This is a genomic window from Microvirga sp. TS319, assembly GCF_041276405.1.
Classification (GTDB): Bacteria; Pseudomonadota; Alphaproteobacteria; order Rhizobiales; family Beijerinckiaceae; genus Microvirga.
The window spans coordinates 2542531-2564602 of record NZ_JBGGGT010000002.1 but is presented as its reverse complement, the minus strand read 5'-3'; the positions used below and the strand labels follow the sequence as shown (position 1 = coordinate 2564602).

General features: G+C 63.8%; 20 protein-coding genes and 1 pseudogene. 13 read left to right on the top strand and 8 right to left on the bottom strand.

The features are described 5' to 3' along the window. Positions 1-161: 161 nt before the first annotated feature. Positions 162-1211, bottom strand: a complete 1050-nt coding sequence (locus AB8841_RS21405; protein ID WP_370437812.1) for a sensor histidine kinase — start codon at positions 1209-1211, stop codon at positions 162-164. Beyond that, entirely contained in the window at positions 1201-2709 is a 1509-nt protein-coding gene (locus tag AB8841_RS21400; RefSeq protein WP_370439334.1) for an ATPase domain-containing protein, read from the bottom strand. The genes AB8841_RS21405 and AB8841_RS21400 overlap by 11 nt, the downstream gene beginning before the upstream one ends. A gap of 361 nt (positions 2710-3070) precedes the next feature. Between AB8841_RS21400 and AB8841_RS21395 the strand changes: the two genes are divergently transcribed. After that, the gene (locus AB8841_RS21395; RefSeq protein WP_370439333.1) at positions 3071-3778 is read left to right on the top strand and encodes an IS6 family transposase; all 708 of its coding nucleotides are present in this window, start codon (positions 3071-3073) and stop codon (positions 3776-3778) included. A 48-nt stretch (positions 3779-3826) separates the two neighbouring features. Here the strand turns inward: AB8841_RS21395 and AB8841_RS21390 are convergent. Then, positions 3827-4074: pseudogene (locus AB8841_RS21390) on the bottom strand (ATP-binding cassette domain-containing protein); the annotation flags it as partial. Between the two features lie 363 nt (positions 4075-4437). Between AB8841_RS21390 and AB8841_RS21385 the strand changes: the two are divergent. From AB8841_RS21385 to AB8841_RS21350, 8 genes are all read left to right on the top strand, one after another. Further along, positions 4438-5178, top strand: coding sequence for a phosphatase PAP2 family protein (locus AB8841_RS21385; protein ID WP_370437811.1), 741 nt, complete (start codon positions 4438-4440; stop codon positions 5176-5178). A 243-nt stretch (positions 5179-5421) separates the two neighbouring features. Next, on the top strand, positions 5422-5721 hold the full coding sequence (locus tag AB8841_RS21380; RefSeq protein WP_370437810.1) for a PepSY domain-containing protein: 300 nt from the start codon (positions 5422-5424) through the stop codon (positions 5719-5721). A 99-nt stretch (positions 5722-5820) separates the two neighbouring features. Next, on the top strand, positions 5821-6417 hold the full coding sequence (locus AB8841_RS21375) for a hypothetical protein (RefSeq protein ID WP_370437809.1): 597 nt from the start codon (positions 5821-5823) through the stop codon (positions 6415-6417). After that, positions 6414-7082, top strand: a complete 669-nt coding sequence (locus AB8841_RS21370) for an ABC transporter ATP-binding protein (protein WP_370437808.1) — start codon at positions 6414-6416, stop codon at positions 7080-7082. The genes AB8841_RS21375 and AB8841_RS21370 overlap by 4 nt, the downstream gene beginning before the upstream one ends. After that, positions 7075-7743, top strand: a complete 669-nt coding sequence (locus AB8841_RS21365; protein ID WP_370437807.1) for an ABC transporter ATP-binding protein — start codon at positions 7075-7077, stop codon at positions 7741-7743. Before AB8841_RS21370 ends, AB8841_RS21365 begins: the two co-directional genes overlap by 8 nt. Beyond that, positions 7740-10391, top strand: coding sequence for an FtsX-like permease family protein (locus AB8841_RS21360; RefSeq protein ID WP_370437806.1), 2652 nt, complete (start codon positions 7740-7742; stop codon positions 10389-10391). The genes AB8841_RS21365 and AB8841_RS21360 overlap by 4 nt, the downstream gene beginning before the upstream one ends. Positions 10392-10517: 126 nt before the next feature. Next, complete coding sequence (locus AB8841_RS21355) at positions 10518-11153, top strand: DedA family protein (protein WP_370437805.1); 636 nt, start codon at positions 10518-10520, stop codon at positions 11151-11153. 13 nt (positions 11154-11166) lie between these two features. Continuing rightward, complete coding sequence (locus AB8841_RS21350) at positions 11167-11841, top strand: phosphatase PAP2 family protein (protein ID WP_370437804.1); 675 nt, start codon at positions 11167-11169, stop codon at positions 11839-11841. A 504-nt stretch (positions 11842-12345) separates the two neighbouring features. On the opposite strand, the gene AB8841_RS21345 is transcribed toward AB8841_RS21350, so the two are convergent. From AB8841_RS21345 to AB8841_RS21335, 3 genes are all read right to left on the bottom strand, one after another. Then, positions 12346-12606, bottom strand: a complete 261-nt coding sequence (locus AB8841_RS21345; protein ID WP_370437803.1) for a hypothetical protein — start codon at positions 12604-12606, stop codon at positions 12346-12348. Positions 12607-12706: 100 nt separating this feature from the next. Then, complete coding sequence (locus AB8841_RS21340) at positions 12707-13498, bottom strand: hypothetical protein (RefSeq protein ID WP_370437802.1); 792 nt, start codon at positions 13496-13498, stop codon at positions 12707-12709. Between the two features lie 189 nt (positions 13499-13687). Next, the gene (locus tag AB8841_RS21335; RefSeq protein WP_370437801.1) at positions 13688-14497 is read right to left on the bottom strand and encodes a hypothetical protein; all 810 of its coding nucleotides are present in this window, start codon (positions 14495-14497) and stop codon (positions 13688-13690) included. 624 nt (positions 14498-15121) lie between these two features. Between AB8841_RS21335 and AB8841_RS21330 the strand changes: the two genes are divergently transcribed. From AB8841_RS21330 to AB8841_RS21315, 4 genes are all read left to right on the top strand, one after another. Continuing rightward, the gene (locus tag AB8841_RS21330) at positions 15122-15865 is read left to right on the top strand and encodes an outer membrane protein (protein WP_370437800.1); all 744 of its coding nucleotides are present in this window, start codon (positions 15122-15124) and stop codon (positions 15863-15865) included. Positions 15866-16736: 871 nt separating this feature from the next. Further along, positions 16737-17414 (top strand): winged helix-turn-helix domain-containing protein, encoded by a 678-nt coding sequence (locus tag AB8841_RS21325; protein WP_370437799.1) that lies wholly within the window; start codon positions 16737-16739, stop codon positions 17412-17414. Beyond that, on the top strand, positions 17401-18786 hold the full coding sequence (locus AB8841_RS21320; RefSeq protein ID WP_370437798.1) for an ATP-binding protein: 1386 nt from the start codon (positions 17401-17403) through the stop codon (positions 18784-18786). The genes AB8841_RS21325 and AB8841_RS21320 overlap by 14 nt, the downstream gene beginning before the upstream one ends. Positions 18787-19137: 351 nt before the next feature. Further along, positions 19138-19668: a tyrosine-protein phosphatase gene (locus tag AB8841_RS21315; RefSeq protein WP_370437797.1), complete on the top strand. Its 531-nt coding sequence runs from the start codon at positions 19138-19140 to the stop codon at positions 19666-19668. Between the two features lie 577 nt (positions 19669-20245). Here AB8841_RS21315 and AB8841_RS21310 read toward each other — a convergent pair. Continuing rightward, positions 20246-21118 carry a TniQ family protein gene (locus tag AB8841_RS21310; protein ID WP_370439332.1) on the bottom strand — a complete coding sequence of 291 codons (873 nt, stop codon included), beginning with the start codon at positions 21116-21118 and terminating at the stop codon, positions 20246-20248. 60 nt (positions 21119-21178) lie between these two features. After that, on the bottom strand, positions 21179-22069 hold the full coding sequence (locus tag AB8841_RS21305; protein ID WP_370437796.1) for a TniB family NTP-binding protein: 891 nt from the start codon (positions 22067-22069) through the stop codon (positions 21179-21181). Positions 22070-22072: the final 3 nt, after the last annotated feature.

Sequence of the window (22072 nt, the reverse complement as noted above, 5' to 3'; positions counted from 1 at the left end):
TGCTCACCTATGAGGTGCGTGGGCCTGCTTCGAGGTCCACTGCCGCCATATCTGAAAACCACTGCCGCGAAGCATGGTGCGTTGCATGACGCTGGTCCCTCAATGCTCACAGACCGCATCAAGCTCCCGCTCCTGCACGGGCAGAAACTGAATCATCGCGGTCACGGACTGTTATAATGCGGCACCAGCCGCTCCTGCACGAGGGGTGCCTCCAAGCGGAAGTGAACTCCACTCGGCTCGAACTCGTACCGGATGTCGGCATGGCACTGGGTCGTGAGAATCCGGCGGATCAGGGTAGACCCGAAGCCACGGCGGCTTGGCTCCTCGACAGGTGGCCCGCCCCTTTCTGTCCAGTCCAGGCGCAGCTTGCGAGCCTCCGCGTGCTCCAGAACCTCCCACCGGACCTGAAGCTTGCCTTCAGGGACTGACAACGCGCCGTACTTTGCCGCGTTCGTCGAGAGTTCATGGATTGCCATGCCGAGCGGCACGGCGAGATCAGCCTGCAACTGAACGACAGGCCCCTCCAGGATAACGCGGTCTGCAGAGGCGGATTGATACGGGCCGAGTTCCGCCGAGAGGATTTCGCCCAGAGAGGCGGTCTGCCAGTAGTCTTCCGTCAGCATCGTGTGGGTGTTCGCCAGCGCCACGATCCGGGCCACAAACGCATGGTAGAACTCATCGACCGACTTGGCCGAACGGGCGGTTGCGCCGACCAGGGCTTGGACGGTGGCAAGGGTGTTCTTCACCCGGTGGTGAAGCTCGCGAATGAGCAGGGCCTGCCGCTCGTGCGTCCGCTGACGCTCCTCCAGATGCGCCTGTACCTCGCGCTGGCGCTTTCGCGCGCGCAGGGCCGAGCCAACGGCATCGGCCAGCACGTCGGGATGGAAGGGCCGCTCCAGCACCGTGACGTTCGCCAGAAGCTTGCGCAGGCGCGGATCAGGCGTGAGGCCGCGCTGGGTCAGAAGGATGAAGGGGAAGTCCGACCAGGGTGGTTGCTGGGCGATCCAGTCCGCCAGCGCCTGTCGGTTCGACGACAGCAGGGCCTCCTCGGTCAGAATGGCACAATCCGCATCGCTCAAACCTGTCACAACGCCGTCCAGATCGGAGCAGCGGGTGGCGGCAATGCCCACCTCTTTCACGATTGCAGCAGCGACCTCCGCATCCCGCCCCACCGGGGCCAGGATCAGAACCGACGCGCGACTAACCTGCATGGCCGTCCCGGTCCTTCAGAAGGGAGGTTTCCGCGCCATCATAGGTGGGCACGCCTGTGAGAACCCCACGGAAGTTCGTGAGCGGCTCGCCCACGCGGACACCGGCGCTGTCAATCCGGTACTCCCGGATCGTGTCCTCGTGCGAGCCGGTCCGCTTCTTGATCACCGAGATGGCGCGGCGAATCCGTCCTTGCGCCTCAAAGAACCGCATGAGGATCACGGCATCGCTGAGGTAGGTCATGTCGATAGGCGTTGCCATCTGCCCGACCATGCCATGCTGAGCCAGGATCAGGATCGTGACCACACCCTGCTGGTTCAGATACGTGAGGAGTTCGTGCATCTGGAGGGCGACGAACTCCTCCTCGGGCATGGCGTTGAGATAGCCCGTCAGACTGTCGATCACGACCACCCGCGCGCCTGTCGCCTCGACGCTCTTTCGGATGAGGGAAGAGAACTCACCAGGAGACAGGTATGCCGGATCAACCTGCTCGATTTGCAGGGTTCCGGCCTCTACGTACGCGGCAACATCCATCCCGATGCTGGCGGCCCGCTTCAGGAAGATGCGTTTGGTCTCGTCGAAGCTGATGATAAGGGACGGCTCGCCTCGACCGAGCGCCGCCAGGACATAGGCCAGCGCGAGAGACGACTTGCCGACGCCGGAAGGGCCGACGATGAGCGTGCTGGTTCCTCGGTGCAGACCGTCGCCGAGGAGCGTATCGAGTTCCGCGATGCCGCTCGTGGCAGCCCCGGTGTCGAAGTCCCGGTGGTGCTCGGCGGCGATGAGACGGGGGAATACATGGACGCCGCCGCGGCGGATGACCATGTCGTGGTAACCACCCCGGAAGTCTGTGCCCCGCATTTTGATGACGCGTATCCGACGCTTCTCGGCTCCATAGACAGGGGCGAGTTGCTCCAGACGAATGACCGCATGGCTGATGCTGTGCAGGTTGAGGTCGTCTTGCTCGGAGGTAAGATCGTCGAGCATCAGGACAGTAGCGTTGTTCAGGAGAAAGAAACTTTTCAGCGCCAGCACCTGCCTCCGATACCGCAGGGAGCCTTGCGACAGGAGGCGGATTTCAGACAGGCTGTCGAACACGACTCGGGTGGGCTTGACCCGTTCGATCTCCTCCAGGGCCATCCTGACGGTCTCGCCGAGTTCGAGATCGGAGGAATGGACGAGGGTCTGGAGCTGCTTGGGATCAAGGCTCAGTTCGGGCGGGACAAGCTCATAGATGTCGATGCCATCCAGTGACCAGCCGTGCCGCTCGGCCACGCTGACGAGTTCGCGCTTGCTCTCGGAAAGGGTGATGTAGAGGCCGCGCTCGCCAGCCGCGACGCCATCCAGAAGGAACTGCAAGCCAAGGGTGGTCTTGCCGCAGCCAGGGCGGCCTTCGATCAGGTGGGCACGATTGGAGGCATAGCCGCCGTTCAGAATGAGGTCGAGACCCGGCACCCCTGTAGGAATGGGGGCAGCATCGAGAGATTTTTCAGGCGTCATCATGTATCCGAAGAGAAGAAAAGGGCTGGTGTTTGTAGCCAATATAGGGAGCGGAAGTGGAAGAATGTACCCTTGAGGAACGTGGCCCCTTGGCTGGAGAACTTCGAGTATTGCAACGCTACATCGGACTGCTGACCCGCAGTTATCATTGCCTCAAACCTTCCCATCCTTAATCATTCTAAGCTTCCGTATCACCGGGGGCAGGTCTGGGGGGAGGGCGGCTGGTCGCTTTCAGGTCGGCTGCGTTGCATTAATCGGGGCAGTGTAAAGCGGAAAGGCCAGTCAGAGAGCCTCCCGCATGGCGATCTTCAAACGCGGTGATGTCACGGTAACTTTTGGTCAGAGGCTTCTGCCCTACGAGCTGTGGCATGACCAAGCCCATCAGCTACAAGCGCCACGGTTCCCACCCCAGATCATCGCCCATGCCGTTTGGTTGTACTTCCGGTTTCCTCTGAGTCTGCGGCTCGTGGAGGAAATGTTGCTGGAGCGCGGCATCGTCGTCTCCTATGAGACGATCCGGCGATGGGGCAAGAAGTTCGGTCCAGAGTATGCTCGGCGCCTCCGGCGCAAGCCGCCACGCCCGGCTGACATTTGGCACCTGGACGAGGTAGTCATCAGCATCGCTGGCAGGAAGCACTGGCTGTGGCGCGCCGTCGACCAGGACGGCTATGTCCTCGATGAAATTGTCCAGACGCGTCGGGACACCAAGGCGGCCAAGCGCCTGCTGACCCGGCTGATGAAGAAGCAGGGCATAGCGCCCAAGCGCATCATCAGCGACAAGCTGTCCTCATACGGAGCGGCCAGACGCCAAGTCATGCCGAGGGTCGAGCACCGATCCCACAAGGGCTTGAACAACAGGGCTGAGAATTCGCATCTCCCGCTGAGGAAGCGGGAGAGAATGATGCAGGGCTTTCGGTCTGTCGGAGGTTTGCAGCGGTTCACCTCGGTCTTTTCAGCTGCCAGAAACCTGTTCGTTCCGCCCCGCTCGCACCAGTCTGCCCTCGCCACCCACCTCCACCGCCTACAAGCCATGGCGGCATGGAAAGCCGTGGCGGGCGTGCTCGCCTGAAATCAACAACGCAGGGCTTATCGCGGTCTCCTCAGGTTACCGTGACATCACCAGGATCGTGGTGATTCCGGTCGCGCGCAGCGCCTGCGCGGTCGCGTTGCGCCTGTCCTCCCTCAAGCCGGGATCCAGCGCCGCGAACGGTTCGTCGAGCGGCATCACCGGGGGTAGCGGGCCAGCACCCGCGCGAGGGCGACGCGCTGCTGTTGCCCTCCCGACAGCTCATGGGGCCGCCTGGCCAACATGCTCGCCGGGAGGTCGACCATCTCCATCAGGCCCTGAATGACGTGCTCGCGATCTCCGAGTCGTTCCGGTGCGAGTGCGCAGCCTGCCGCGTGGCCGCGCGGTCCGGGCGCGACCAGACCGACCGCTATAGGGAGTCATTGTCGTGGCGGCTCGAGCCGCCTCGCAATACGGCGCTTCGATGTCGTTTTTCGGGGCAGCCTTTTGAACCTTGCCACACCAGTGTCGGAGGCACCCGGCCATTTTGCTGAAATTCTCAGACGCCCGGAACCGTCATCCTTGTACTGGGCGGCGTCAATCTCCAAATTGCCCTTTGGAACCAGCTCATGGCGCGGAATGGTACCTGGCCGTGCCTTGCGGGTCCGACGAAAGGATTGCCCAGCCTCGTCGGAACGGCAGAGTCATGCGTTGGTAGGATCATGAACCTTGAAAACCGCTTCCTCCTAGCCGCGTTGAAAACCTCTGCTGCCCAGCGCCGGGAACTCCTGCCCCTCGCGGCAATTCTGATTGCCGCCGGCTTAGCCGGATCCTTCCTCGCGCTCGCTTCGGAGGTTCTGGAGGGCGAGACCCTTGGCTTCGACAAGGCCATCCTTCTGGCCCTGCGGGACCCCACCGATCCCGCCAATCCCATCGGGCCGCTCTGGCTTGAGATCATGATGAAAGATCTCACGGCTCTGGGAAGCATCACCAACTTGGCTTTGATCACGGCCGCTGTTGCGGGCTACCTTCTCGTCTCGGGAAAGCGGGCCGCCGCCCTCCTGGTGCTCGCCTCCGTCGGCGGCGGGACGCTGCTGAGCAACCTTTTCAAGCACGTCTTTGCGCGCCCGCGGCCCGACTTCATTGCCCATGCGGTGGACGTCTACACGGCCAGCTTTCCAAGCAGCCATGCCATGCTGTCGGCCGTCACCTATCTGACGCTCGGTGCGCTTTTGGCCCGGGTCGAGGCAAACCGGCGCAGCAAGGTCTATGTAGTATCCGTCGCAATCCTCCTGACGGTGCTGGTCGGCTGCAGCCGCCTCTATCTCGGGGTTCATTATCCGACCGATGTGCTCGCTGGCTGGGTTGTCGGTTCTGCCTGGGCAATCTTCTGCTGGACACTGGCTGCCTGGCTTCAACGACGCGGTCAGATTGAAGGACAGCGTGGGCCGGCCGAGAGCTGAGAGGGGGCACGACGGAGTGGATCATCCAACTCCGCATGAGACTCAATTCCCGTAGCGTACTCATCGCATGGTCATACGACCCTCATCCGTCCGGCCCACGGGGACCGTCTGAGGATTGGGACTTTGTATAGTTCGGGACATGGGCCGGCAAAGGGCCCCGCTGTAAAACGGGCGCTGTAAGCACGCATCGTCCGTAGGCAAGCCCTGTTCTGTGGATTCCGCGTCATTGATCAGGAGCCTCGCATGTCAGCGACCAAGAAGCTCTTCGTCCTCATCCTCGGTGCCGGCACGGTGCTCGGCGGTCCTCTTGGCGCGGCAGAAGCTGCGCCCACCAACGCTGCGAAGGCGAAGATCACCTCCGCTCAGGCCCGCGACATCGCCCTCAAGGCCCATCCGGGTCAGATCCTGAAGGAGGAACTCGAGCAGGAGGGCGGCCGCCTCCGCTACTCCTTCGACATCAGCCAGGGCAGCGGCAAGCCCGGCGAGGTCAGCGTCGACGCCATGGACGGGCACGTCATCGAAGCGCCCGGCGCCGCGCGATAGCACGCCGCGGCATCATCGGTTCCAGCTTGCAACCCGGCATCCGTGCCGGCCTCAAGCGGCTCCGTGAGAGCCCGTCCGGACCCTAGGAAAGGAACGATCATGCGAACCTATCCCGCCTGGCTCACAGCAACAATGCTGCTCCCGGCCATCGCGCTGAGCGCAGTCCCGGCTGCGGCCCAAAGGAGCAACAAGCCGCTGCCCGTGGTGGAAAAGCCCGCTCCGCCCGAAAAGAACCCGCCGGGCGACATCCCCGACGACCAGGTCTTCATCGAATACCGCTCGCCTTTGGGCTTCTCGCTCAAGGTCCCCGAGGGCTGGGCCCGCCGGGACGCGGGCGAGGGGGTCACCTTCAGCGACAAATACGGCACCGTCGCCGTTGCCGTCGCGCCCGAGGCAGCGCCGCCGACGGTTGCGAGCGTCAAGCAAACTCAAGTCCAGTCCCTGGAAAGCAGCGGACGAGCCGTCAAAGTCACCCATGTCAAGGCGCAGAAACTTCCGGCTGGAGAGGCCGTCGCCGTTGCCTATGCATCGAACTCAGATCCAAACCCGGTCACCAACAAGGCCATTCGGCTCGAGAACGAACGCTACTTTTTCTGGAAGGACGGCAAGCTCGCCACCCTGACGATGTCGGCTCCCTACGGCGCCGACAATGCCGACCAATGGCAATTGATGGCAAAGAGCTTCCACTGGCAATGACAGCCTCTGTCCTCAAAGCCGAAGACTTGTACCGGTTCTTCCACACCCAGGAATCCGAGACGCTCGCGCTGCGCGGCGTCAGCCTCGTGCTGCGGGAGGGCGAATTCCTGGCCCTGGTGGGTCCGTCCGGAAGCGGCAAGTCGACCTTGCTCGCCTGCCTTGCCGGTCTTGATGAGCCTGACGGCGGCCATGTCGAACTGCTCGGCCAGCGTCTGACGCGGCTGCCCGAAGCCGAACGTGCACGGCGGCGAGCCCGCGGCATCGGCATCCTGCTGCAAACCGGCAACCTGCTCTCCGGCCTGAGCGCGGCCGACAACGTGCGCCTGCCGATGCGGCTTGCCGGCCGCGTCGATGAAAGGCGGGTTGCCGCGCTCCTCACCGATGTTGGCCTGGACGATCGTCGGCAAGCCGATCCCGGCCAGCTCTCCGGGGGCGAGGCGGCCAGGGCCGGTCTGGCCGTCGCCCTGGCCAACGCGCCGCAGATCCTCCTCGCGGACGAGCCGACGGGCGAGGTCGACACCGAGGCCGAGTTGCGCATCCTCGATCTGCTCGACCGCCAATGCGAGGCTGGTTTGGCGGTCCTGGTCGCCACCCATAGCGAGTTCCTGGCGCGGCGAGCCGATCGGATCATTCATCTTCAGGACGGAAGGGTGGTCCATGAGTGAGCCCCTGGTCGTCGCGAAAGGCGTTGCCAGACACTTTCGGCAGGGCGAGCACGGCGTCGACGCCGTGCTGCCGGCCTCCTTCACCGTGCGGGCCGGCGACCGCATCGCGCTCGTCGGCGCGTCCGGCAGCGGCAAGTCGACCCTTCTGCATCTCATGAGCGGCCTCGACGCGCCGAGCAGAGGTGCGCTGTGCTGGCCGGCGCTCGGGCCGCGTGAAACCCTGCGTCCGGAAAGGATCGGCATGGTTTTTCAGGCCCCGGCTCTTGTGGGAACCCTGAACGTGCTGGAGAACGTCGAATTGCCACTCCTGCTGGCCGGGAGGAGTGCGGGCGATGCGGCACTTGCGGCCCTTGATGAGGTGGAACTGGCCGCACTGGCGGACCGGTTGCCGGACGAGCTCTCCGGGGGACAGGCACAGCGGGTCGCGATCGCCCGTGCCCTCGCCATCAGCCCCCAGCTCGTTCTGGCGGATGAACCAACCGGCCAGTTGGATCGAACAACGGCCGGTCACGTCATCGACGTGCTGCTCCGATCCCTGGATCGCACCGGCGCGGCGCTGGTTCTCGCGACCCACGACCGCAGCGTCGCCGGCCGCATGGGCCTGACCTGGCTCATGGAGCACGGTCACCTCCACATCAAAGACGGGGAAGCTGTCGCATGACGAGGCTGTGGCTGAAACGGATCTGGACCGAGCGCTCCGGACGGACCATCGGGGCAGCCGTGGGGCTCGCGTTGACGGTCGCGCTCCTGGGCGTCGTCGGCGCCTTCATCACCTCCGCCTCGGGAGCCATGACTGCACATGCCGTGGCGAGCGTGCCGGTCGACTGGCAGGTCCTTGTTGCTCCCGGGGTCGAACCCTCGACCATCAGCAAGGAGATCGACGCCGCCGCGTCTCCCAGGGTGCTCCAGACGGTGGGCTATGCGGACGCCGCTGGCTTCACGGCCGTGACCGGAGAGACGACGCAGAAGACGGGACCGGGCAAGGTACTCGGCATCGCGCCGGAGTACCGCGACCGCTTCCCCGAGCAGATCCGGCTCCTGCTCGGAACCTGGGACGGGGTTCTGATCGCGCAGCAGACTGCGGCGAATCTGCACGTTGGTCCAGGCGATACCGTCACGATCGAGCGGATCGGGGCCCCTGCCATGCCGGTGACCGTGGCCGGTGTGGTGGCGTTGCCGAATGCCGATGCGATGTTCCAGGCTGTTGGCGTGCCGAAGGGTACGGCGCCCCAGGCACCGCCCGACAACGTCCTGATCGTCCCAATGGCGCAGTGGGCTGCGATGGTCGCACCCCAGCAAACGGCTCGCCCCGACACCGTGCGGGCCGAGCTCCACGTGCGTCTCGATCATGCGGGGCTGCCGCCGGATCCGAGCACGGCCTTCGTGCAGGTGCAGCGGATGGCGAATCACCTCGAGGCCCGCGTCGCCGGGAGCGCGGCCGTCGGCGACAATCTCGCGGCAGCGCTCGACACCGCCCGCGAGGACGCGCTCTACGCCCAGGTTTTGTTCCTCTTCCTCGGGGCTCCGGGCATCGTGCTGGCCGTCCTGTTCACTTTGGCCGTTGCAGCTTCCGGAGCCGACCGACGCCGGCGCGAGCAGGCGCTCCTGCGCATCCGAGGGGCCTCCGTGATCCAGCTCGTCCGGCTCGCAGGCACCGAGGCAGCGATCCTGGGAACAATCGGTATCGGGCTCGGAATTGCCCTCACGCTGCTGTCCGTGGTGGTCTGGTGGCCCAAGAGCGGCCTGGGGCAGGTCCTGTTCTGGCTGGGTCTCGCAGCGGTCATCGGACTTGCTTTCGCGGCCGCCGCGTTCGTCGTGCCGGCGTGGCGGGACGCGTCCGGTTCAACCGTGTCCGCAGCGCAAGCCGAAGTTGGGAGGACGGCTCGCCCGCTCTGGGAGCGCCTATATCTGGATGTCGTGTTCCTCGTGGTGGGAGGCCTGCTGGTCTGGCGGATGGCGAGCACGGGCTACACCATCGTTCTGGCGACGGAGGGGGTGACACAGGTCTCAGTCCAGTATGACGCGTTCCTGACGCCAGCCCTGCTGTGGCTCGGCGTCGGCCTTCTTTGGATGCGCGTGAGCCGGCTCGTTCTCGGGCCGGGGCGCACCACAATCCGCTGGGCGGTCTCGCCCCTCGCTGCCGGATTGGCGCCGATCGTTTCATCGTCGCTCTCGCGCCAGCGCCTCCGGATCGCACGCGGCGTGGCCCTGGTTGCCCTTGCCTTCGCCTTCGCGACCTCCACGGCGGTGTTCAACACGACCTATAATGCCCAGTCCCAGGTCGACGCCCAGCTGACGAACGGAGCCGACGTAACCGTGACGGCGACGCAGGCCAAGCCGGCCAGCACCCTTCTTGCGGATCTGCGCCGCATTCCCGGCGTCGCGGCGGCGGAACCCATGATGCACCGCTTCGCCTATGTGGGCAGCGATCTTCAGGACATCTTCGGGATCAATCCCGTGCAGATCGGCAACGCCACGACGCTCGTCGATGCCTATTTCGGAAACCATGATGCGCGGAGCACTCTGGAGCTGCTCCGGCAGACACGTGATGGGGTCCTCGTCTCCGAGGAGACCGTGTCCGACTTCCAGCTCCAGCCCGGCGACACCATCAACCTGCGTCTCCAGAGTGCCCAGGATCACCAGTATCACGTCGTTCCCTTCCGCTTCGTCGGAATCGCGCGTGAATTCCCGACCGCACCCAAGGACTCGTTCCTCGTCGCCAATGCGAGCTATGTCGCCGAGGCGACAGGAAGCAGTGCGGCCGAGGTGGTTCTGATGCGGGCGGCGACTGATCCTGAGGCGGTGGCCACGGCCGCGCGGCAGGTCGCCGCCGCCATTCCGGGCGCGGCGGTGACGACCTTGGGCGAGACCCAGGCGATCATCAGTTCCAACCTGACCGCCGTCGACTTGCACGGCCTGACCGGGATCGAACTTGTCTTCGCGATCCTGATGATCGCCGGCATCACGGGTCTTGTCCTCGCCCTCGGGCTGTCCGAACGGCGCCGGAACTTCGCGGTGATGACCGCGCTGGGGGCCAAGCCGCGCCATCTGCGCGCCTTTCTCTGGAGCGAGGGCCTTCTTGTCGTGGTTGGCGGCGCGGCCCTTGGGTTCGCGACCGGACTGGGTCTCGCCCAGGTGCTGGTCACGATCCTCGCCGGCGTCTTCGACCCGCCGCCAGAGGTGCTGTTCATTCCCTGGCTCTATCTCGGTGTGACCGTGATCGCGGCTCTGGCCTCAAGCGCCGCCGCGGTCCTGACCGTTGCATCCCGCTCGGAGCAGCCGGACCTTGAACTGCTGCGCGGGGGCTAGGCGTTGCGAAGCATCAACGGCTGGCTGTCCTCAGGCACCGGAACGCAAGCGGTTGCCGACTGTTCAGACTGCCATAACGCCCACCAACCCGCTTGCCGACCCCAACCAGAAGAGGCCCTTTGCCCGATGATTGAACATGTTGTCACAGCACTCGCATCCTGGATCGTCTCTGTGATCTCGGCCGCGGGCTATCTGGGCGTTGTCGCCTTGATGGCGATCGAGTCGGCCTGCATCCCTCTGCCGTCCGAGATCATCATGCCCTTTGCCGGGTCGCTCGTGGCCGCCGGACGGTTCAACCTGATCGGCGTCGCGACCGCCGGGGCCATCGGCTGCAATGTTGGCTCCACCGTCGCCTATCTCATCGGAGCGTGGGGCGGGCGCAACGCGGTCGAGCGGTGGGGACGCTATGTCCTCATTCGCCCTGGCGAAATCCAAAGGGCCGAGCGCTTCTTTGCCCGCTTCGGCAGCATGGCGGTCTTCGTGGGGCGTCTTCTGCCGATCATCAGGACCTTCATCGCGCTGCCGGCCGGGATCGGGCGCATGCCCATGCTCAAGTTTCAGGTCTACACGTTCTTGGGATCGTGGCCATGGTGCCTCGCCCTTGCCTATGTCGGCGCGCGACTGGGCGAACGTTGGAACAGCGACCCGGCCCTGCGTTCCCTGTTCCACAAGTTCGACCTCGTCGTGGGGATCGCTCTCCTGGTCCCCGTCGGCTGGTTCGTCTGGACGCGCTTGCGCGCAAGCCCATCGCCCAGGGGCTGAGGGAGTGGCTCTTTTGGACCTGGCCGCTTCAATGACCTTTCTGGCGCGCCAAGGAGCCAATTGGATTGCTGGCGGAGGATTGACTGCAATGGAAGCTTGGAACGACGCGCTTTTTCTCGCCCTAAACGCCGCTGAGCACCCGCCCTCCGGACTGGTCGTGATGGCGCTCGCCTTTGGCCAATGGGCGATCTTTCTGGTTCCGGTGCTGCTGGCCGCGCTGTGGCTTTGGGGCACCCGCGACAGCCGCAGCGGCTTGTTGCTTGCTGTGCTCGGCGCCGAGGTGGCTCTTGCCTTGAACCAAGCCATCGCCCTGATCTGGCCCCATCCACGTCCGTTCGCCGTTCCGATCGGGCACACCCTGATCCCACACGCCGCGGACAGTTCCTTCCCGAGCGATCACCTCACGTTTCTCGTCGCGATCGGGATCGGGCTCCTGGCGTGGACCCACGAACGTTGGGCCGGTCGCCTCGTTTTGTTGCTGGCCGTACCTGTGGCGTGGTCGCGCCTGTTCCTCGGCGTCCACTTTCCTTTTGACATGCTGGGGGCGGTTCCGGTGGCGGCGACCGGAATCCTGGCGGTCGCGCCGCTCCACGCGTGGGTCCGCCGTACGATCGTGCCTCGCTTGGCCGAGCCGCTCTATCGACGCGTGTTTTCCACTCCCATCGAAAGGGGCTGGATTCGGCCCTGACGACCATCCGCGACACGCTGTTTGACGACCGTAGCCAGCGCATCCGGCCGCGCTGTTTCTGGGCAACACGATGGAACCCGCCAGTCTCCGAACCCCATGTATCCATGAAGATGGGATGCGGTGCCCGGCATCGACGAGCCTCGACCTTGCCCGCGCCGCTGCCGTCGCGATCGATCCTCCGCCGCATCGTGGCGATCAACGCTGGGAGGCTCCAATCCCGTTCACAACGTGAGCACAATCGGGCGGAGGATCCAGGCCGCAGCCACCATCCGCCCGTCGCACCGCTCTTCCAAGGCCCCGGTGCACGAGAGTGCGTCTTGGGCTCAGGGAAGACAACTCAATTCCCTCGTTGGTGTGCGGGCGGTGACACCCTCCTGGGATCCGCCGAGGGAAACCGGGATGGGGAGGGCGACCGAGCCGAGGCGACGCTCATGAGGTGGAGGGCGCAGGGGGGAGGTCCAACGCGCCCTCGCGACGTGCAATTTCAGCTGAGGAGGGCCGCCATCATTTCACGGCCAAGCCCGCTTTCGTCATCGCGTCCGAAACCGCCTTGTGGCACCCAGCATCGTCATCCTTCTTGAGAGCGGCCACTCCTTTCGTCTTCGCCTCGTCCAGCGCGGCCTTGCCCGTAGGCGTCAAAGCACGAGTCTTGTAGGCTTGCTCCAGTTGAACCAAGTCGCTCTCACAGTCAGCGCGGGCGGCGCTTGTTGCGGCAATGCCGAGCATGGTGGCGAGCACCGTCATGGTCAGGGATCTCCATTTCATCGCGTATCCTTTCCGTCATCAGGGTTAATGGCGTGCCATCGGGACGTGCGGCCGCAGCCGCAGGTGGCTGGGCTGGCACCGAAGCCCAGCCACGACTGCGTCAGGTCGGTTCGACAGCTTCGGGATTGATCCGGTCGGTCCTGCTGATCGTCAGGTAGGCGACGAGGATGAGGATTGCGCCGAGGAAGATCAGACTTGTGGCGATGGTCCCAAATCCCAGCCCACCGGCGATCGAAGGCTTTGCCAGCCAGTCACCCACCGAGGCGCCGAGTGGACGCGTCAGGATGTAGGCGAGCCAGAAGGAGAGGATTGCATTCATCTTCAGCTCGTAGTGCAGAGCCGCAATCACGGCGATCATCGCGCCAAAGCTAACGGCAGCTTGCCAGTATCCGAGGTCAAGCCTCTCGGCGAGCAAATCGCCCACCGAAGTTCCCAAGGCAAATGTGAAGAGAATGGCGGCCCAGTAGAAAAGCTCGCGCCGCACACTCACGATCGTATGGATCGAGAGCGTCCGCTCCGTGACATACCAGAGCATGAAGACAGCAGCCAGGAACAGCGCGAAGGCGACCGACGTGGTGATCAGGCTGATCCCCATGCCGTCGACGAGGTTGTCCGAGACGAGCGTCCCGACGATGCTGATCGCGACGACGGTGGTCCAATACAGCGGCGGAATGTAACGCTTTGCTCGGACCTGAAACACCAAAAGCGCCAAGAATACCGCGCTCATCGTATAGGATGTGATGGTCAGCCCCAGGTTCAACCTGACAGCCAGAAAATCGGCCGCTGTCTCGCCCACGGTCGTTGCCAGGACCTTGATGATCCAAAAATAGACCGTGATCTCCGGAACCTTGTTCAGTCGCAGCGGCAACTTGCAATCGGCTCGTGCATCCATCCTATTTTCCCTCATGTCGTGACGTTCCTGCGGGTGTTGGGCGCCGACGAAGCTCCGATGAGTGGCAGACAACCCGAGGACCATCACGTGCAGCGACCACACTGTGTGGTGGCTGCCATTGGAGCAGCTTGTCTCGTCCCATACGGATCTGTAACCTCCAGTCGGGCGAAGGAGCGGCCCGCTTCGCCGTCACTGCGTCTTGACTGGTTGCCGTTGCACTCTCTCGGCAGGTTGCGTCGACAGGAAAAGCACGAGGGCGAGCAAAGCCAGTGTGACGAGCGACGCGAATTCGCGCGGCAGGCTCAAGCCACCGCTATCCGTCGGCTTCGTCAACAAGTCGCCGAACGTCGCTCCGAAGGGACGCGTGAAGATGAAAGCGACCCAGAAGAGCAGCACGTGGCTCAGTCGGGTTGCAGAGTGGAGGACCGCGACGACGCCGATGACGCCGGTGGTCACCAAGGCTCCTTCGATGTAGCTGAGGCCAAGGGTGCTGGTCAGGAAGTCACCGAAAGCAGTGCCGAGACTGTTGGAGAAGACCACGGCGATCCAGAACATAGTTTCTGTCTCTCGCTGTCTGATCGGATAGACCCGCAAGTCCCGCTCCCGCCACCACCACACCGCGAGCGTCGCAGCGAGGCCACTGACGAGCAGCACCGCCCCCCAAAGGTAGCCTAGGCCCAGTGAGCGGTCCATCATGTCGGAGACTTCGGTCCCGGCGGTTGTCGTCGCCACGATCGCTGTCCAGAAGAGAACAGGGTGATACGTCGTTGAGCGGATCTGCGCGACGAGAACGATGGCCAGCAGTCCGAAAGTGATCGCCAGCGAAACGTAGTAGCCGAGGTCCAGCGTCATGGACAGAAAGTCGCCCGCCGTCTCGCCCAGCGTCGTCGCGAGGATCTTCATGATCCAGAACGCAAGGGTGACGGTGGCTACCTTGCTGACCGCTCTTGCGGCGTGCTTGCCGGCAGGTGCAGGTTCGTGGGAGCGATCAAGTATCATGTAACCTCACTTGCCGCGGTAGCGGCGGCGTCGGACGCAACCTTTTGCGGGGAAACGAGTGACTCAGGCGAGACTGAAGCGCCCTCGGGAGGATCTGCGCTCGTTCGTCCCGAGCGCGTCTCCAACCAAGCTACCGACCAGCGGATGAGCCGCCTCTGACTGCCCGTATACAATTTCGTATAGAAGGCGGATGACACCCAGGAGAGTCGTGCAGCAAGGCTCTGCATCCCTAGTCCGGAATGTACGACACTCCTGCCGTGGCCATGCGACGACGCGCCGACCCAGGGCGCATCCGCACCCGATAACACAGACGACGGACGCCAGCGCAGCCTCACGGCTCGTTAGGGAACATTACAGATCCGTATAGTTGCGGCCATACAGCCCGAACGTCGACCCAGCCACAAAAGCGTGGCCTTGGAATGTGGATACCGTTTTGAACCCCACCACCGTCCAGACCCTGCCGGGGCGGCTGCCTCGCGTCCGCCCCGGCAGGCACCAGCAACATCCGCAGAGAAGAGTCACTCGGGTCCCGGCATCCACTCGCGATGCCAGGGCCTCCTTTCAGGAGACATGCTGCTCCTGCGAACTTCCACGATGGACGTTGCAGTTTCCTCGAATCCAGAAATGGCGAACATCATGCGCAAGCTTTCCCGCGTTCTCGTCACCACCGCCGCATCTCTCGTGGTTGGAGCGTCAGCTGCTCTGGCAGCCGATCTGCCCGCGCGCCAGTATGCCCCGGCCCCCGTCTACAATCCCGCCCCGCTGTTCACTTGGAGTGGCTTCCACGCCGGCGTGAACGGTGGTTATGGTTGGAGCAACCGCAACCAAACCTACCTTGGCTCTGCTGATACGTTGAGCAGCAAGGGATCGAACGGCGGCTTTGTCGGCGGTGGCCAGATCGGCTACAATTATCAGCTCGTGCCGGGAACCGGCCTCGTGGTTGGCCTGGAGACCGACCTGCAATACGCCGACCTCGGCAACAAGACGACCTACGTCGCCGGTTCGCCGGCCGCGCTGTCTGGCAGCAGCTCGGGTGGAAACTATTTTGGCACGGTGCGCGGCCGGCTCGGCTATGCGTTCGACCGGTTCCTCGTCTACGGAACCGGCGGCTTCGCCTATGGCGATGTCGGAAGCCGCAGCTGGGGGCCTCTCGCCGGCAACCGTGGCACCGAGGTTGGTTACACGCTCGGTGGCGGCCTCGAGTATGCCCTCACCAACAATTGGACGGCGAAGGTAGAAGCACTTTACGTCAGCCTCGGCAATGGCTCAAGGAACACGTCTGCGCTCGGGACGCCAGCCATCTCCAGCACCAGCTCGGGTCGCGACGATTTCGGTGTGGTGCGCGCCGGCCTGAATTACAAGTTCTAGAATGGGGACGGGATGTCCGAAGCGTGTGAGATTGTGATCGCTGCGGCGAACCAGGACGTCTGCCGTGAACGGATCGAGGAAAGGGTTATCCGCACCTACTCCAGGCGCGTTGGGTCTAGACCGGGTCGAGGCTTCCCGGACCATCCGTCTGGGGCAGATCGGCACCCTTGAAGCGCGCCTGACTGAAGTGCTCCGGGACGTTGCCTCGCATGTTCCACCCTTCAGGGTGGAGATCGATTCATACGCGAGCGGCTCGGTGGTGGCCAGCGACGGGTGCCATAAGCTTGATGAGGGCGAATTCATGGCTGTTGTCGTGCTTATCATGGGTGCTTGGCGGCCCCTGCCGATCTTGCACTAGGCTTCAGAATTTCATCGCCCACGCACTGCCCAGACGAGGCCGGACGCTTCGCCTGGGTTCAATGAGCCGTTGAAGGATCTCAACACTACAGCCGGGCTTCCCTCCACCCGCTTGTTCCCTCGCGGATGGCTTCAATGACCGCTCCAGCCAAAGCACTCAACGCCCTCGGCCGGGCCACACCAACGCATGGCGGCGGTCCGGTCTCGCGCCCAACCAAGGCGACGTTGCCGCGCGCACCGATCGTCCTGGGTGACGCCGTTGCGCTGGCGCCGCGTCTCGGTGGTGGCGATGTCCGCTCGCCACCGTCGAGCGCCTGTGCTCCCGGGTCGGCGTTACGGGGTCGGGAGAACCGTGGCGGAGGGCGGCCAGGACAAACACCCCCTCGCGGGTATTCTGCTTGCTGGAGCCTTGCGGTATCTATGGTTCTGATGAACCGGCTCCTGATCCGAAGCCTCCACTGGCGATGATGCCGGGCGTAACACAGATATGTGCTCGACAGGAGAGAGCCGCTGCATGAAGATTCTCGTAATCGAGGATGACAACGAAACGGGAGCCTACCTCCGCCGAGGCCTCGAGGAGCACGGGCATGTCGTTGATCTGGCCGCGAATGGCCGCGACGGTCTCTTCCTGGCGGCCGCGGAGGCCTATGATGTCATGATCGTGGACCGCATGCTCCCGGGACTGGACGGGCTCGGTGTCGTCAAGACGGTGCGCGGCGCCGGCGTCAGGACCCCGGTGTTGTTCCTCACCACCCTGGGCGGAGTGGGTGATCGGGTCGAGGGTCTCGAAGCCGGCGGCGATGACTATCTTGTCAAGCCTTTCGCCTTTGCCGAACTCCTGGCCCGCGTCAACGCGCTCGCCCGAAGGCCGCCGATGGCGCAGATCGAAACCGTGCTCAAGATCGCGGATCTCGAGATGGATCTCATCGGGCGCAAGGTGCGCCGGGCTGGGCGTGAGATCGACCTGCAGCCGCGTGAATTCCGGTTGCTGGAGTACCTGATCCGCAACGCCGATCGTGTTGTGACCCGCACCATGCTGCTCGAGAACGTCTGGGAATTCCACTTCGATCCCAAGACCAATATCGTCGAAACGCATGTCAGCCGCCTGCGATCCAAGGTCGACAAGGGCTTCGAGGCGGAATTGATCGAGACTGTCCGTGGTTCGGGATATCGTTTGCGTGCGGCTGCGTAGTATCACGATGGGAACGGGGTTCCGGCTGGCGGCCGTTGCCGCGACGATCGTGCTCGTCTCGATTCTCATTCTCGGCTTTGGCATCTATTCGACCGTCAAGGGCGCCCTCGAGGGGCAGGTCCGGGGAGGCATTGAGCGCGATATGGCCGACCTTGCGCCACTCGTGGAACAGGCCGGTGCGGCGGCGCTCCAAACCCGCTCGACCCAAGATCTCCAGCGCCGCTTCGCCTACCGATTGGCATCCCCCGAGGGGAATTATCTCTCCGGTGAACGTTGGCTCGATATTCGGAAGCCGGGCTGGACAGAGTTCGAAACCGCAGATGGCGTCGCGCGGGAGGTGCCCTTTGATGGCGATGTCCTGGTGCTGACGGAGCGCCTGAGAAGCGGTCTGCTCCTGTCGGTGGCGTCCGACATCACTTGGATCGATGGAGTCGAGGACTCCCTGCTGACCCAATTCACCTGGGCGCTGCTCATTGGAATTGTGCTTGCCCTTGGCGCCGGCGCGCTGATTGCGCAGGCGTTGCTGCGGCGTGTCGATGCCGTCGCCCGCACGGCCAACGCCATCATCGCAGGGGACCTCTCCCGGCGCATTGCTCTGACGGGCTCTGGTGACGATTTCGACCGGCTCGCCATAACCTTGAACGCCATGCTCGATCGCATCGCCGGCCTGATGGAAAACCTGCGACAGGTCTCAAACGACATCGCCCATGACCTGCGCACGCCGTTGGCGCGCCTGCGGCAGGGGCTGGAGGACGCCCGGGCGCGCGCCAGGACGACGGACAGTTATCAAGAGGCCGTGGATCGCGCCATTGGCGAGGCCGACGGTCTCCTCCAAACGTTCTCAGCCCTGCTGCGCATTGCGCAGATTGAAGCGGGAGCGCGGCGGGCAGCGTTCCGCCCCGTCGACCTGTCCGACGCCCTGCAAACCGTGGTCGAAGCCTATGAGCCGGCAGCCGAGGATAGTGGACGCCGCCTGATCGCGACGATCACCGCCGGAATCGTTGTCCCAGGCGACCGCGAGCTTGTCGTCCAACTCATTGCCAATCTGGTGGAAAACGCCCTTTGCCACACGCCGGTTGGCACGGATGTCGCGGTGAGTCTGTCGACCGACCCTGACGGCAGCGCTATCGCTGCCGTCACCGACAACGGACCTGGAATTCCGGCCAGCGAACGTGAGGCCGTCCTGCGCCGGTTCTACCGCCTGGAGCGCAGCCGCACGACGCCCGGGAACGGCCTAGGTTTGAGCTTGGCGGCGGCCGTCGTAGACCTGCACCGGGGCGCGCTCTCCCTCCACGACAATCAGCCCGGGCTCAAGGTTGAAATCCGCTTCGGGCCAGTCTCCCATGTCCACTCGGCTCGGGGGTGTTCATGACCTCGCTTGATGCTCTGATCCAATCCTTCCTTGGTGTCGTGGAACACCATCCATCGTTCGCGACGCTCGTCGCCTCCCTGGCTACCTTCTCGGAGGCAATCCCGGTTGTGGGCGCCGCCCCAGGGACGGCGATGGTGCTCGGGCTAGGGAGCTCACCGCTGTTCTGCCCCGAGCGGTTACTGCGGTTCGGGGCGCGGACAGCACCGGAAGCCGCGCTCGCACTTTTGTCTTGGCCGGATCATAATGAACAGAGACCGGCCTTGGCGCTCGATAATGTGGATTGGAGGTGAGACAATGAGCCGAAAATTGCGGAGGAGCCATGCCCGGTGGTTGAAACGAACGGCGATCAGCATGGTAGGGCTAGGTGTTGTACTAGGAGCGGGTCTTGGATACCTCCAGCTCAGCGGAAACTTTCATCCGGTCATCGCGGGAGAGGTCTACAGATCCGCGCAGCCGACACCTGAGGCCCTGGCAGGGTACATCAAAGAACACCGGATCCGGTCGATTATCAATCTGCGGGGCAGCAATTCCGGCGCAGATTGGTATGATGCCGAGGTGGCTGCAGCCAAGGCTCTGGGTCTCGCTCACTACGATTTCGGGATGTCGGCGCGCAAGCCGCTCGACCAGCACCGCGCCCAGGAGCTGATCGCGTTGATGGAAAAGTCGGAGAAGCCGGTCCTGATCCACTGCCAAGGCGGCGCTGACCGCAGCGGGCTTGCGTCCGCCCTCTATGTCGCGGCCATCGCAAAGGCTGGAGAAGAAGCGGCGGAGCGTCAGATATCCCTGCGCTACGGGCACATCTCGCTGCCGATGACGGCCGCCTATGCCATGGATGAGACCTTCGAAGCACTGGAGCCGTGGCTGGGCTTCAGCGGCTCCTGATGCGGCAAGGACGTTGACCGAGACCTCGGACGGGATCTGTCCCGGTACGCTGCCATCTTTTCGCAACCGCAGACCTGCTTGTGGCAGGAGCACAGCTTCGCCTCTCGCCGGCACGGTCGCGCCTCGAGCACACGGATCCAGAGCAAACGTGCCCGTAGGGTCGGACCCAGGCAGCAGGGAATGTCAACGCGTGTCGGACTTTCACTGCCCTCGAACATCTCGAAGGCGAATTGCCAGACCTTGGTCTGATTGACCTCGCCAACGAGGAGGTGCCGATCCCGATCGGCTTGCCCCTGTCTTGCCCGACATGGACCAACGATCCGCAGCGCCTGCGGCGGACCGGCGTGCCCAAGGCGCCGTGGACGGAGCCCTCCACGCCTGAGATCGCTTTGGCGGAAATCCAGCGGATCAGGCAAGCTCGATTCAGCTTCGGGGCGGAACTGCTGATACCGGCGATGGCATCAGCACGCCCTTCCGGCAGTCGCCCACCGCTCGGGGCCCGCGCTGAGCGACGGAAAGGCACGGCCTTTCGTCCAGCGGGACACCCGACATGCTTCCAACGAACGGCTTTGATCTGTCATGACTTAAGCGAGCTTGCTTCACGACGAGTGGCCGAATAGGCGCGGAACAGATCGTCCAACTCCGCCCCACGCAGCGGCCGCGGACGAGCAGACTGCGGCAAGGGAGAAGCGCAGCTCTGGCTCCTTTGAAACAGCTTGTCGATTGCACCCGACAGCTCCGTCAGTCCACGGGCTCGCTCCACGCTTGAGAGCTGTGCCAGCGATCGATGGCGCGGTTCCATCAAGCGACGTGGCAGTCGGAGCAGGGATCCAGCAAGACCCTCACGTGACGAGGCGGCTTGACCGAGATACAGGAGCTTGATGGCGGCACGGCTCGCAACGGGCTCAAGACGTGGCGCACAACTCCGCCGAAGGTCGCGACTGCAGGTGGCGCAAATATGTTGAGGCCTCAGGATCAGGTGATTGAACGCACCGATTGCCTGACCACAATCCTCACAACGGTCCAGGAGCCGGCACTGATGTTTCAGGCAAATGACGGCCGTGGCGCTCCGCCAGGTCCGGCGAAAGTAGGGTTGACCATCCTCGGCCAAGCACCTGGGGCAGAACTGCAGCCACGCTGCCATAAACTTGGCTTGCCTTCCGCTAGGGAGGTCGCATCGGAGCGGAAGAAGGAGGGCGCGCTGGCTTCCCTCAGGAAGGCATAAGCGGGTGAGATCCGAGGATGACAATCCCGCTCGTGCCCGGAGCATCTCTCCCAATACCTCCGGCACGTTCAGATCGAGCCGTCGGGGCCACTTTCCAGGATGAAACCCCAAAACCCGCCCGAAATCGCGCGGTGCGAGGCCATTCGCGAACCCGAGCCGCAGCAGCCAACTGGACAGAAGTTCGTCGGACTCCGGGGCGATCCTCACCGGCCATCGCTGCGACATGAGATCGGGGTAGCGCTGCACAACCTCGATCGGGATCATGCCATGACCTCCAGCCACCTCTTACAACAACGCATCGCGTTGCTGTGGGCTGCGCCGCAAGGACAATGGCACATACTGCAGTCGATCGAGCAAATCGATGCTGATTTTCTCCTCCCGCGTTTGGATGGCCTGAATGGCCGCTTTCGTCGTGAGACTGATGACTTCGCCAATGAGGCCTTCAGAGAGTCTGTAAATGGTCCGGGCTACCGCTTCGTCGGAAAGATCCGATGCCTGCGCGAGCGGCAACACGCTCTCGAGACTGTCGAGCAGCGCGAAGTATTCCTCATCGTATCGCCACCGCGGAACTGATACGAGTTCGAAGCGGCTCGCCATCTCATCGGTAACATTGATATGGTCGTAGACGGTCACGTCACCCACAAGAACTGTTGAGATATCGTACTCCCGTCCAAACCTCCGCAGGGCCGCGAAGACCTTCTTGACGTCACTAGGGCGGCCGAGGAGCGCATTCTGGAACTCATCGAAGACCATGACCCGTGGCCGGAGGTGGCGAAACAGCTGATCAAGCTGTTGGGCTTTGAGGCTGCTCCGGTGGGTCTTGGTGACCGGAGCCTGCAACCCGGCCAGAATTCCATCATAGAAGTTGAGCACCCCTGCGCCTTCACGCGTCTGGATAACCCACACCCGTTGCGGCCCCCCGCCGGTTTGCATGGCCCTGAGGTGGGCCACGCTGAAGCGTTCGGCGATCATGGTCTTGCCGTTGTTGAACGGCCCAACGAGCGCAATGCCGGGTGGACGCAACGACGGTGCCCGTTCAAGAAGATCATCCAGCTTCCGCAAGGCTTCGACCGCCGTGTGGTACGCAATCCAGCGTGGTGCCTGAAGGAAGCCGATACGCTCAACCTCCGACCGGCTCAGCCACGGGCGGATCCGCTCTTGAAGATGATGCACCATGAC

Bases quoted from the DNA above. Each gene is read 5' to 3' on its own strand.
- AB8841_RS21365 (WP_370437807.1), top strand. From the start codon at position 7,075: ATGAGTGAGCCCCTGGTCGTCGCGAAAGGCGTTGCCAGACACTTTCGG.
- AB8841_RS21385 (WP_370437811.1), top strand. From the start codon at position 4,438: ATGAACCTTGAAAACCGCTTCCTCCTAGCCGCGTTGAAAACCTCTGCT.
- AB8841_RS21315 (WP_370437797.1), top strand. From the start codon at position 19,138: ATGGTAGGGCTAGGTGTTGTACTAGGAGCGGGTCTTGGATACCTCCAG.
- AB8841_RS21370 (WP_370437808.1), top strand. From the start codon at position 6,414: ATGACAGCCTCTGTCCTCAAAGCCGAAGACTTGTACCGGTTCTTCCAC.
- AB8841_RS21340 (WP_370437802.1), bottom strand. From the start codon at position 13,498: ATGGATGCACGAGCCGATTGCAAGTTGCCGCTGCGACTGAACAAGGTT.
- AB8841_RS21325 (WP_370437799.1), top strand. From the start codon at position 16,737: ATGAAGATTCTCGTAATCGAGGATGACAACGAAACGGGAGCCTACCTC.
- AB8841_RS21360 (WP_370437806.1), top strand. From the start codon at position 7,740: ATGACGAGGCTGTGGCTGAAACGGATCTGGACCGAGCGCTCCGGACGG.
- AB8841_RS21330 (WP_370437800.1), top strand. From the start codon at position 15,122: ATGGCGAACATCATGCGCAAGCTTTCCCGCGTTCTCGTCACCACCGCC.
- AB8841_RS21345 (WP_370437803.1), bottom strand. From the start codon at position 12,606: ATGAAATGGAGATCCCTGACCATGACGGTGCTCGCCACCATGCTCGGC.
- AB8841_RS21400 (WP_370439334.1), bottom strand. From the start codon at position 2,709: ATGACGCCTGAAAAATCTCTCGATGCTGCCCCCATTCCTACAGGGGTG.
- AB8841_RS21335 (WP_370437801.1), bottom strand. From the start codon at position 14,497: ATGATACTTGATCGCTCCCACGAACCTGCACCTGCCGGCAAGCACGCC.
- AB8841_RS21355 (WP_370437805.1), top strand. From the start codon at position 10,518: ATGATTGAACATGTTGTCACAGCACTCGCATCCTGGATCGTCTCTGTG.
- AB8841_RS21310 (WP_370439332.1), bottom strand. From the start codon at position 21,118: ATGTCGCAGCGATGGCCGGTGAGGATCGCCCCGGAGTCCGACGAACTT.
- AB8841_RS21375 (WP_370437809.1), top strand. From the start codon at position 5,821: ATGCGAACCTATCCCGCCTGGCTCACAGCAACAATGCTGCTCCCGGCC.
- AB8841_RS21305 (WP_370437796.1), bottom strand. From the start codon at position 22,069: ATGGTGCATCATCTTCAAGAGCGGATCCGCCCGTGGCTGAGCCGGTCG.
- AB8841_RS21405 (WP_370437812.1), bottom strand. From the start codon at position 1,211: ATGCAGGTTAGTCGCGCGTCGGTTCTGATCCTGGCCCCGGTGGGGCGG.
- AB8841_RS21380 (WP_370437810.1), top strand. From the start codon at position 5,422: ATGTCAGCGACCAAGAAGCTCTTCGTCCTCATCCTCGGTGCCGGCACG.